This window comes from Hypericibacter sp., from assembly GCF_050729195.1.
Taxonomy (GTDB): Bacteria; Pseudomonadota; Alphaproteobacteria; order Dongiales; family Dongiaceae; genus Hypericibacter.
Window position 1 is genome coordinate 1 of record NZ_JBOHKS010000069.1, and the last position, 10,323, is coordinate 10,323.

The following is a 10,323-nucleotide window of genomic DNA, read 5'->3' on the forward strand; positions in this document are numbered from 1 at the left end:
GCGGCCTCTTATTGGTTGAGCGGCATCGGTGATGCCGGGTCCGATTGGGACGTGATTTGTTGTTCGCCGCCTGGGGGCCCTCTCCCAAAACGGCAAAAACGGTCTGAACGCCTCTGGGAGCCAGCCCTGGCTCCGGAGCGGCGGCGCTACCGGCCTTCATCGGGTCCGGCAACGCAGGATCATGAGTTCCGGTTTCAGGGAGTGAAGGACGATGCGCCTCTTCTTTTTCGGCAGCCTGATGGATGCGGACCTGCTGCAGCAGGTGCTGAACCGCGACACCAGCGATATCGCGCATGCGCCGGCCGAGATTCTCGGCTATGAGCGCCGCCGCGCCAAGAACGAGTCTTTTCCGATCATCGTCCCGACGCCGGGCGGCAAGGTCGAAGGGCGGCTCGTGACCAGCCTCACCGCCGAGGATGTCGCCCGCATCCAGTGGTACGAGTCCGACGATTACGCGCTGCGCCCTTGCGTGGTGAAGGCGGGCGATGCCCGTCATGACGCCTATGTCTTCCTGGCGACGGCGTCGCTCCAGGACGAGGGCGTGGCCTGGGAGTTCGATCACTGGGTCGCGGTCGAGAAGCCGATGTGCCTCAGCCTGGCTCAGGAGATCATGAGCCATTACGGCGCCATCAGCTCGACCGAGCTGGTCGAGCGCTGGCCCGAAATCAAGGCCCGCGCCATGGCCCAGCATTTCGGCGAGCCGGTCGCCCCGCCGACCCGCCGCCGCGCCGGCAGCCGGCGGTAGGTTTTTATCTCCTCCCCCGCTTCGCGGAAGAGGATCAAGGAGGGGGATGACGCGGTCTCACCACCGCGTATGCCCCCTTCCTAGCCTTCTCCCGCAAGGGGGGAAGGGACAGACCCAGCTCACCTCTTCACCCTCGTCTCAAGTTCACCCTCGTCTCAAGCTGACGTGATAGCCCCGTCCCGGCCGCGGGTCTTGTTTTCCGGGCCCTGATCCGCCAATTCCTGGGGCAGACCCGAGAACCCCAAGAACAAGGACGGTCCCTCATGCTCAGCCGCCTCTTCGCCGAGAAATCCTTGAAGTTGCCGACCACGGCCGAGGCCCTCCCCGGCCGCGCCGAAGCCATGTCTGTCCCCGAGGCCCACTACGTCAATGGCCGCAAGCTGACGCCGCCCTTCCCGGCGGGCCTGCAGCAGGCGGTGTTCGGCCTCGGCTGCTTCTGGGGCGCGGAGCGCAAATTCTGGCAGGCGCCGGGCGTCTGGGTTACTGCCGTCGGCTATGCCGGCGGCACCACCCCCAACCCGACCTATCGCGAGACCTGCACCGGCCTGACCGGCCATACCGAGGCCGTGCTGGTGGTGTTCGACCCGAAGGAGACCTCCTACGAGGCCCTGCTCAAGATCTTCTGGGAGAGCCACGACCCGACCCAGGGCATGCGCCAGGGCAACGATGTCGGCACGGCTTATCGCTCGGCCATCTATACCACCAGCGCCGAGCAGCTCCGGGCGGCCGAAGCCTCGCGCCAGGCCTATCAGCGGGTGCTGACGCAAGGCCGCTTCGGCCCGATCACGACCGAAATCGCGCCGGCCGGGCCCTTCTATTACGCCGAGGCGTATCACCAGCAATATCTCGCCAAGAATCCGGGCGGCTATTGCGGCCTCGGCGGCACCGGCATGAGCTTGCCGATCGGCGTCGCCGCCCTGGCGGATTGAGCCGAGAGCCTGCCCCGAGGGTCGTCCAACCCTTCGGATTTGTCTTTTCGCGGACAGCCTGATTTGATCGACGGCGCCCTCTCCCCTCAGGAGAGGGCGTTTTTTGTTTCTGAAGCAGACATTGGAATGGCTCACAGCGCCGCGCCCGAGATCGGAGAGACGCAAGTCGATCTCACCTTGCTGGGCGGGCGCGAGACGCATCGCGCGGAAGGCTTCGCCGGCTGAGCGAGCCCTCGAGCGCAACGGGAGGCTGACGATGGCGACATTGCGAACCGTGGCCTTGCCTTCAGGCGACAAGACCGTGGCCCTGGGCCAGGGCACCTGGCGCATGGGCGAGAAGGGCGGCGACCGCAAGCGCGAGGTGGCGGCGCTCAAGCTCGGGCTCGATCTGGGCCTGAGCCTGATCGACACCGCGGAGATGTATGGCGAGGGCGGTGCCGAGGAGGTCGTGGGCGAGGCGGTCAAGGGCCGGCGCGACGAGGTCTTCATCGTCAGCAAGGTCTATCCGCAGAATGCCAGCCGGCGCGGCGTGGCGCTCGCCTGCGAGCGCAGCCTCAAACGCCTGAAGACCGATCGCATCGATCTCTATCTGCTGCATTGGCGCGGTAACGAGCCCTTGAGCGAGACCGTCGCCGGCTTCGAGGCGTTGCGTGCCGCCGGCAAGATCCGGCATTGGGGTGTCAGCAATTTCGATGCCGAGGATATGGAAGAGCTGTTCGCGCTGCCGCAGGGCAAGGCCTGCGCCGCCAACCAGGTGCTCTACAATCTCAAGCATCGCGGGCCGGAGTTCGACCTCCTGCCCTGGCAGGCGAAGCGCAAGATTCCGCTGATGGCCTATTCGCCGCTGGAGATCGGCGCGCTCGCCAATCGCGGCGAGACGAAGCGCATCGCCGAGCGCCATGGCGTCACGACGAAGCAGGTGGCGCTGGCCTGGATCCTGCGCCGGCCCGACGCGATCGTGATTCCGAAAGCCTCCGACCCCGACCATGTCCGTCAGAACCGCGCGGCGATCGATCTCATCTTGACGAAGCAGGACCTGACCGAGCTCGATACGCTGTCGCCGCCGCCGAGCCGGAAGGCGCCGCTGTCGATGATTTGAGCTGGGATCAAAGACGAGGGGCCGGATGCGAAGGCATCCGGCCCTGTCGTTTCAGCGAACAGGCGCCCGAAGTTACTCTTTGCGCCAGATCGTCTTGTAGAGGCCGCCCGCGATCGCGGCGCCGATGAGGGGCGCGACCCAGAACAGCCAGAGCTGACCCAGGGCCCAGGCGCCGGCGAAGAGCGCCGGGCCGGTGCTGCGGGCCGGATTGACCGAGGTCGCCGTCACCGGGATCGAGATCAGATGGATCAGGGTGAGGCAAAGACCGATGGCGATCGGTGCCAAGCCCTTGGGCGCACGCTCGTCGGTAGCACCCAGGATCACGATCAGGAACATGAAGGTCATGACCACTTCGGAGATGAAGCAGGAGACCAGGCTGTAGCCGCCGGGCGAACCGAAACTTCCCGGCGCCGCCTCGCCATAGCCATTGGCGGCGAAACGTCCGATCTCATAGCCCGGGTGACCGCTGGCGATCAGATAGATGATGGCGGCACCCGCGATCGCACCCAGCACCTGGGCGACGATATAGGGGATCAGATCCTTGGCCGGGAAACGCCCGGCCACGACGAGGCCGAGCGAGACGGCCGGATTGAGATGGCACCCCGAGATATGGCCGATGGCGAAGGCCATGGTCAGAACGGTCAGGCCGAAAGCCAAGGCAACGCCGAGAATGCCGATGCCGAAATTGGGCGAGGCGGCAACATCCGGAAAAGCGAGTGCGAGCACGGCGCTGCCGCAACCGCCGAGCACGAGCCACAAGGTGCCGACGAACTCCGCGGCCAGTCTTTTCGATAAAGGCATAGGGTCCCCCCGAATGCGGCGATGCCCCTGATACCCCCGAGGCGGGAACGGGCCGTCCGCCGGCTACCAATGACCAGTCTCATCCCTCGGGCTTCCCAACCCGATCGAGACCTGTCCAAGAGCCTAGTCCGGCGCCAGAGAGCTTCAAGCGCCAAGCCCGGAACCGGCCCGGGCATTGATTCCTTTCAAAGGCCGGGGATCGGGAAAAGGGCCGATCGGGGACGGATGCCCTGACCCGTTTGCCCGATTCCCACCCGAGTCGTTCAGGCCGCCGGCGCGTTCGCCCGTTCGATCATCGCCCGCAGCAGCACGTCGCAGCCGGCGGCGATATCGTCCTTGGTGGCGTTCTCGATCTCGTTATGGCTGATCCCGTCCTCGCAAGGCACGAACACCATCGCCGTCGGCGCCACCCGCGAGAGATAGACCGCGTCGTGCCCCGCGCCCGAGATGATCGGCATGTTGGCATAGCCCAGCGATTTGGCCGCCGCCTCCACCGCGCCCACGCATTCGCGCGCGAATTTGACGGGCGGCGAGTACCAGATCTCCTTGAGCTCGAGCTGCAGGCCGATGGCCTGCGCCTCGTCCTCGCAGGCCTTGCGCAGCGCCGCGTCCATCTTGTTCAGCACCGCCTCGTCGGGATGACGGAAGTCGACGGTGAAGAAGACGCGGCCAGGGATGGTGTTCCGCGAGTTGGGCGACACCTGCATCATGCCGACGGTGGCGCAGGCGTAAGGCTGATTCTCCAGTCCGATGCGGTTGACATGACCGACCATGCGCGCGGCGCCCACCAGCGCATCCTTGCGCCGCTTCATCGGGGTCGGGCCGGCATGGGCCTCCTGGCCTGTCACCACGGCCTCGTACCAGCGGATTCCCTGCACGCCCTGGACGATGCCGATCTGCTTCTTCTCGGCCTCGAGGATCGGGCCCTGCTCGATATGCGCCTCGAAGAAGGCGCCGACCTTGCGCTTGCCGACCTCCTGGTCGCCGAAATAGCCGATCCGCTTCAGCTCCTCGCCCATGGTCTTGCCGTCCGTGTCGGCGCGGGAGAGCGCGTAGTCGAGATCGAAGGCACCGCCGAAGACGCCCGAGGCCACCATGGCCGGCGCGAAGCGCGAGCCTTCCTCGTTGGTCCAGACCACGACCTCGACCGGCGCTTGCGTCTCGGTGCCGTGATCGTTGAGCGTGCGGATCACCTCGAGGCCGGCCAGCACGCCATAGGCGCCGTCGAACTTGCCGCCCGTGGGCTGGGTGTCGATATGGCTGCCGGTCATGACCGGCGGCAGGCTGTCGTCGCGGCCGGGACGGCGCGCGAAGATGTTGCCCATCTTGTCGATTGTCACGCTACAACCCGCATCCTTGCACCAGCGCACGAACAGGTCGCGCGCCTGGCGGTCCAGGTCGGTCAGGGCCAGGCGGCAGACCCCGCCCTTCTCGGTGGCGCCGATCTCGGCCAGCGTCATCAGGCTCTGCCACAGCCGGTCGCCATTGATACGGATGTTGGTCGCCATGGCCACTCCCTCGGGGAAATCATGTCGGATCGAACCCGCGGGCTCGCGGGAGGCCGACTTTAGCGACCGGCCCGCGGGCGTCAATCCAAGGGAGTTCCGGCGGCAGGCCGCCGGCGAAGGAGCGCTAGAACCCGGTGCTGGAGGAGAACAGTTCCCAGAGCGGCGGTGCTGTAACCGCGAGCGCGATGGCCGAGATGGCCCAGACGCCGAGGGCCACCATGTCGGCCAGCCGGGAGGAGCAGCGTTTCTCGCTATCGACCTGGCGGTGGGCACAATAGGCGAGCAGGCGAGCGGCCTGGCGGATTGCCGGCGGCACCATCGCGAACCCGAACAGCAGCAGCAGCCCGATCTCGGCGGCCTTCACGAAGGCGACGAGACGCAAGCCCTGCGGCGATCCGGCCGGGATCGTCGCGACCAGATGCTGCGCGATGAGGGTCAGCGCGATCATCGCCAGAACGGCGATCGCGGCAATCAGAACGAACCACCGGCTCGCAGGCAACATCCGTGACGCCCCCGACACCGCGACCCTCGCGGATCGATGGGATGCCGGGGTTGCGGCCGCTGCAATCGATCGGAGTTCGCGCATGCGCCGGAACGCTAGCATGCGTTCTGACGCGCCCGTCCTGCGGCGAAATGGACCGGCCCACGGGAATCCGCCGGATCGATGGCCGGTGCGGCGCCCGGTCGCAATCACTGTGCGCTGCAGCAACGCCCGCGTGACATTCGTGAGGCGTCTCGCGTGGCGGGGAGGTGGAAGAAGGAGGGCATTGGCGTGGTGAAGCGCCACCCCTCTTCTGTCATGCCCGGACTTGATCCGGGCATCCAGCCTTCGTCCGGATCGCGAAAGCTCCCTGCCCTGGATCGCCGGATCAAGTCCGGCGATGACAGGAAAGAGGACGAGCCCGGTGATGGCAGACTGCTGCCCGTCAGCCGTCCGGCAGATCACCCGTCCTGCGTGACCCAGGCGGCGATGGTGTCGAGCGCGCGCAGGGTCTCGACGATCATCTCGGGCATGGTCGGCTTGGGCCAGGTCGAGAGCTTGACCGCCACCATCTCGTTGGGCGGGTCGACATAGATCATCTGGCCGAAGATGCCGCGCGCCAGCTGGACGCCGGCATGGCTGTCGCGCACCCACCATTGATGGGAATAGGCGCCCTTGGGCATCTGGGTCTTGTAGGGCTCGCCGCGGAACTTGCTCGGATCGCCGCGCCGGGTGCGCCGGACCCAATCGGCGGGAACGATCTGCCTTCCGTTGAAGAGACCCTGATCGAGATGCATCTGCCCGAAGCGCGCGAAATCGCGCAAGGAGGCGCAGAAGCCGCCATCGGCCAGCGCGGTGCCCACCTTGTCGAGCGAATAATAAGCGTCATGCTCGGTGCCGAGCTTCGACCAGAGCCGGTCTGAGAGGAGATCGGCCAGGTCCGTTCCCGTCACCGTCTCCATCAGCCAGCCGAGCAGATCGGTGTCGGCGGAGCGGTAGGTGAAATATTCGCCATGGGCGCGCTCGGGCTTGATCGCGCGGATCATGTCATAGAGCGAGATCGGATCGTTGGGACCGCGCGGCGGCTTCCAGTTGCAGGCGATATCGATCGTGAAGGCGTCGGAATTGAGATCGTAATAATCCTCGACGAAGCGCACGCCCGTCTGCATATCGAGCACATGCTGGACCGTGGCGTCTTCATAGCCCGTCGCTTTCAGGTCCGGGATGTAATGCGCGATCGGTGCTGCCGGATCGATCCGCTCCTCGGCCACCAGGATGCCCATGAGATCGCCCACGACCGACTTGGAGACCGACATGGCCAGATGCGCGTCCTCGGGCTCGAGCCCGTTGAAATAGCGCTCATAGACCACCCGGCCGCGATGGAGGACGATGAAGCCGTTGGTGTCGCTGGCGCGCAGGAAATCGAGCAGCGTGATGTTCGAGCCGTCGTCGCGCCCCAGCGGCAGCCGGTCGAGATCCTGGGAGGCTTGCGGCAGGGCCGCGACCGGGCCGGGCCCCCGCGCCACCGGCGCCGTCGGGAACAGGCGGCGCATATGGCTGAAGGACCAGGCGGCATGGCCGGGCTGATCCCAATTGAGCGGCGTGATACGCTTCGCGTGCCTCGGCTGCATTACCGGCTATCCCCCTTCAGAGCGCAATCGCGCCCGAGCCTAGGCGAGGCAGCAGGGCTGGGCAAGCCGGGGACGGAAGATCAGGCCGCGGTCCGAAGGCGACAATAGCAGGAGGCCTTGATGGGCACATCGGCCCGTGCGACCGCGATATCCAAACGCCGCTTGATATGCGCGGCCTCGACGGTCTCGCCACGCCGCGCCAGGCATTCGTGGAGTCCATGCAGGCTCCAGACATTGTCGGGATGCTGGCAGGCGCGACGAAGCGTGCCGTCCAGACCCAGATCGGCCCGGTAGATCGCTTCCGCCTGGTCGAGCCTTCCCTGCTCCATCAACAAGGCGGCGAGCGCGTGCCGGGCGGGCTGCATCCAGCCCCATGGCTCGTCATAGGGCAGATTGTCGTCGAGCTCGACCGCGCGGCGGAGATGCTCGAAGGCGAGATCATGGTTGCCTTTCCGATATTCGATCTCGCCGATCATCATCGCGTCGGCGATCGCGAGAATGTCGAGACAGGTGTTGTTGAACAGCATCCGGGTCTTGGGCACTCGCCCGCGGGCGGCGAGGAAGGCATCGCGCTCGGTCTCGGCGCCGCCGACATCGCCCAGGGATGCCATTGCGACTGCCCGCGCATAGCGCATCAGGGCCGTGGTGACGCAGTAGAGTTCCGGGTCATCGGGCAGAGGTTGATCGAGAATCTCCCGCCACTTCCCGAAACGGATCAGGACATGCTGCTTGATCGGGACCATGCCCTCGAGCCAGTCGGCCATCGGCGGGGAACCTGTCTGGAGGAGAGCCGGAGGCAGGTTCCGGATCAATTCCTCCGCCGTCTCCATTGCCGGCGCGTACTGCGCGAGAAACATCGCACCATAGACTTTGAAGTGATAATTGTGGCTGCGATAGACCGAATAGAAATTCATCGCACCGGCCCGTTCCATATATTTGCTATCGGCAACAATCGCCGCCGAGTTGCGCGCGACGACATCGTGGTAGTGCCCGCACAGAACGTCGATATGCGTCGACATATGGACCAGGTGGCCCGCATCCGGGACCAGATGAACCAGCGTATCGCCGGCCTTGAGCGCCCGCTCCGGATGCGGCGACATCTCCATCAGATGGACATAGAGGTGAAGCAGGCCCGGATGCCGATTGGCGCCCTTGGCGTCGAGCGTCCGGAACGCCGCTTCCAGGACCTTCGTGATTTCTCTCGTACCGGCATTGGGGGTCGGCTCGCCCGTGACGAGGTCCCAGAGCTGCCAGGGCGTGCGGTTCATGAGGGCGTCGGCGAACAACGCGCAGACATCGACATCGTCGTGATGGGCCGCGTGCACGTCGCGCATCGCATCGGCATAGGCGTCATTCCAGGGCGCAAAATTCTCTTCGGCTGCGCTCGGCGGGTAGCGCTTCGCGAGCGCGGCGATCAGCCCCTGCTCGATCGCCGTCGTGCCCGTGGCCAGGCGGGCCGCTTGGGCACAAGCGTCGAGGGCCCGCGCCAGGGAATTGCGCTTGTCTTCCGCATCGAAGGCTTCCCAGCGCTTGTTGTAGTTCGGCCCGACAGCATAGGCGATGCCCCAATGGGCCATGGCGCATTGAGCATCGTGCTGCAAGGCGCGCTCGAAGCAGGCGATCGCCTCCTCGTGATGGAAGCCGTAGCACCACGCCATCCCCCGGTTGAACCAAAGCTGAGCCTCCGGGCTTCTCGTGGTCACCGGCCAGCCATAGGTTCCCAGATCATAATATTCCATCGCGGCCTCCCGAGCCTCGTGCGCCCCAGGGGCGCCTCCCACCCGGTTACATACTACAGGCATTTGCGGCGGAGCGCAGAGCCCGTCCTCCGCCATGGCCGCCCGCCGGCGACTCCGGTTTCGGACCGCGACGCCCTGGAAGAAGCGGCGATCTGCCCGGCAATAGCGGGGCTTAGAGGATGTTCTGCCGGTGGGTCGGCATGAGGGCCATCGCCTGCTACACTGCGGACATGCCCGACGACAACAAGCGCAGCGACGGCGATTCCGGCGAGGATGGCGGCACGGCCGACACGCTCCATCCCTTCGCCAAATTCCTGCGGTTGGTCGGGCGCGGACCGACCTTGTCGCGGTCGCTCACGATCGACGAGGCCGAGGAGGCGATGACCGCGATCCTCGCCGGCAGCGCCGAGCCGATGCAGATCGGCGCGCTCTTCCTGCTGCTGCGCTACCGCAAGGAGACGCCGGAGGAGCTGGCCGGATTCGTGCGCGCGGCGCAGCGCTGGTGGAAGCTGCCGGACGAACCTGCGGCCGAGATCGATTGGCCGTCCTATGCGGACCGGCATAAGCAGCTGCCCTATTTCATCCTGAGTGCGCTGCTGCTGGCGGAACAGGGCATCAAGATCGCGATGCATGGCCTGGCCGGCGTCGGCGAGGCGACCACGCCGCGGGTGCTGCAGGCGCTGGGCATCGAGGCGGCGAACTCGGTCGAGGATGCGGCGCGGCGCATCCAGCGCAGCGGTTTCGCCTATCTGCCGATCGAGCGCTTTTGTCCGCCGCTGCTGCGGCTGTTCGCGATGCGCCCGATCCTGGGCCTGCGCACGCCCGCCAACAGTTTCTGCCGCGAGCTCAATCCGCTGGCGGCGACGGCCCAGCTTCAGGGCGTGTTCCATCCGACCTACATCGTCACCCACCAGGAGGCAGCGCGGTTCCTGAAGCAGCCCAAGGCCGCGATCTTCAAGGGCGGCGGCGGCGAGGCCCAGATCAATCCGGAGAAGCCCTGCCGCGTGGGGTTGGTAGAAGGCGAAGCCTTGACCGAAGAGACCTGGCCGCCTTTGCTCGCGGGCGAGCGCCATGGCTGGCGCGACGAACCGCTCGATCCCAGGGCCGTGCTGGCGCTCTGGCGCGGCGAGGCGGCACCAGCGGGGCCGACGGCCGCCGTGATCGGCACGGTGGCGATCGCGCTCAAACTGCTCGGGCGCGCGCCGACGCAGGAGGCAGCGCTGGATCAGGCGCGGGCGATGTGGAAGGGGCGGGCGAAGGGGAAGTATGGGCGGTGACGTCTCGCCGTGGAATCGAGGGCTTCGTTCCGCGACCTATACCAAGGCTCCTCGTCCCCTAGGTTTCCTCACGGATGCATCAGCTTGTCGTCGGAGGCGTCATCGATGCCACC

At 66.3% G+C, this 10,323-nt stretch carries 9 protein-coding genes; 4 read left to right on the forward strand and 5 right to left on the reverse strand.

What is annotated here, in order from left to right; genetic code table 11:
- Window positions 1–211 precede the first annotated feature (211 nt).
- The 3 genes from ACREE8_RS05690 (at window position 212) to ACREE8_RS05700 (ending at window position 2,773) form a co-directional block, all read left to right on the forward strand.
- Window positions 212–745 (forward strand): gamma-glutamylcyclotransferase family protein, encoded by a 534-nt coding sequence (locus ACREE8_RS05690; protein WP_431572013.1) that lies wholly within the window; start codon window positions 212–214, stop codon window positions 743–745.
- A gap of 263 nt (window positions 746–1,008) precedes the next feature.
- Entirely contained in the window at window positions 1,009–1,674 is a 666-nt protein-coding gene (gene msrA, locus ACREE8_RS05695) for a peptide-methionine (S)-S-oxide reductase MsrA (protein WP_431572014.1), read from the forward strand.
- A gap of 256 nt (window positions 1,675–1,930) precedes the next feature.
- Window positions 1,931–2,773: an aldo/keto reductase gene (locus tag ACREE8_RS05700; RefSeq protein WP_431572015.1), complete on the forward strand. Its 843-nt coding sequence runs from the start codon at window positions 1,931–1,933 to the stop codon at window positions 2,771–2,773.
- Between the two features lie 72 nt (window positions 2,774–2,845).
- Here the strand turns inward: ACREE8_RS05700 and aqpZ are convergent, their stop codons facing one another.
- From aqpZ to ACREE8_RS05725, 5 genes are all read right to left on the reverse strand, one after another.
- A complete protein-coding gene (gene aqpZ, locus ACREE8_RS05705) occupies window positions 2,846–3,574 on the reverse strand; it encodes an aquaporin Z (RefSeq protein WP_431572016.1) in 729 nt (242 codons plus the stop codon).
- Between the two features lie 263 nt (window positions 3,575–3,837).
- The gene (locus ACREE8_RS05710) at window positions 3,838–5,082 is read right to left on the reverse strand and encodes a Zn-dependent hydrolase (RefSeq protein WP_431572017.1); all 1,245 of its coding nucleotides are present in this window, start codon (window positions 5,080–5,082) and stop codon (window positions 3,838–3,840) included.
- Between the two features lie 124 nt (window positions 5,083–5,206).
- On the reverse strand, window positions 5,207–5,584 hold the full coding sequence (locus tag ACREE8_RS05715) for a hypothetical protein (protein ID WP_431572018.1): 378 nt from the start codon (window positions 5,582–5,584) through the stop codon (window positions 5,207–5,209).
- A gap of 440 nt (window positions 5,585–6,024) precedes the next feature.
- Window positions 6,025–7,194 (reverse strand): serine hydrolase domain-containing protein, encoded by a 1,170-nt coding sequence (locus ACREE8_RS05720; protein ID WP_431572019.1) that lies wholly within the window; start codon window positions 7,192–7,194, stop codon window positions 6,025–6,027.
- An 80-nt stretch (window positions 7,195–7,274) separates the two neighbouring features.
- On the reverse strand, window positions 7,275–8,933 hold the full coding sequence (locus ACREE8_RS05725) for a tetratricopeptide repeat protein (protein ID WP_431572020.1): 1,659 nt from the start codon (window positions 8,931–8,933) through the stop codon (window positions 7,275–7,277).
- A 200-nt stretch (window positions 8,934–9,133) separates the two neighbouring features.
- On the opposite strand from ACREE8_RS05725, the gene ACREE8_RS05730 reads away from it, so the two are divergent.
- Window positions 9,134–10,210, forward strand: a complete 1,077-nt coding sequence (locus ACREE8_RS05730; RefSeq protein ID WP_431572021.1) for a glycosyl transferase family protein — start codon at window positions 9,134–9,136, stop codon at window positions 10,208–10,210.
- Window positions 10,211–10,323 lie beyond the last annotated feature (113 nt).

Excerpts from the sequence above, each read along its gene's own strand:
- ACREE8_RS05725 (WP_431572020.1), bottom strand. The coding sequence starts at position 8,933 with ATGGAATATTATGATCTGGGAACCTATGGCTGGCCGGTGACCACGAGA.
- ACREE8_RS05700 (WP_431572015.1), top strand. The coding sequence starts at position 1,931 with ATGGCGACATTGCGAACCGTGGCCTTGCCTTCAGGCGACAAGACCGTG.
- ACREE8_RS05720 (WP_431572019.1), bottom strand. The coding sequence starts at position 7,194 with ATGCAGCCGAGGCACGCGAAGCGTATCACGCCGCTCAATTGGGATCAG.
- ACREE8_RS05690 (WP_431572013.1), top strand. The coding sequence starts at position 212 with ATGCGCCTCTTCTTTTTCGGCAGCCTGATGGATGCGGACCTGCTGCAG.
- ACREE8_RS05730 (WP_431572021.1), top strand. The coding sequence starts at position 9,134 with ATGAGGGCCATCGCCTGCTACACTGCGGACATGCCCGACGACAACAAG.
- ACREE8_RS05715 (WP_431572018.1), bottom strand. The coding sequence starts at position 5,584 with ATGTTGCCTGCGAGCCGGTGGTTCGTTCTGATTGCCGCGATCGCCGTT.
- aqpZ (WP_431572016.1), bottom strand. The coding sequence starts at position 3,574 with ATGCCTTTATCGAAAAGACTGGCCGCGGAGTTCGTCGGCACCTTGTGG.
- msrA (WP_431572014.1), top strand. The coding sequence starts at position 1,009 with ATGCTCAGCCGCCTCTTCGCCGAGAAATCCTTGAAGTTGCCGACCACG.
- ACREE8_RS05710 (WP_431572017.1), bottom strand. The coding sequence starts at position 5,082 with ATGGCGACCAACATCCGTATCAATGGCGACCGGCTGTGGCAGAGCCTG.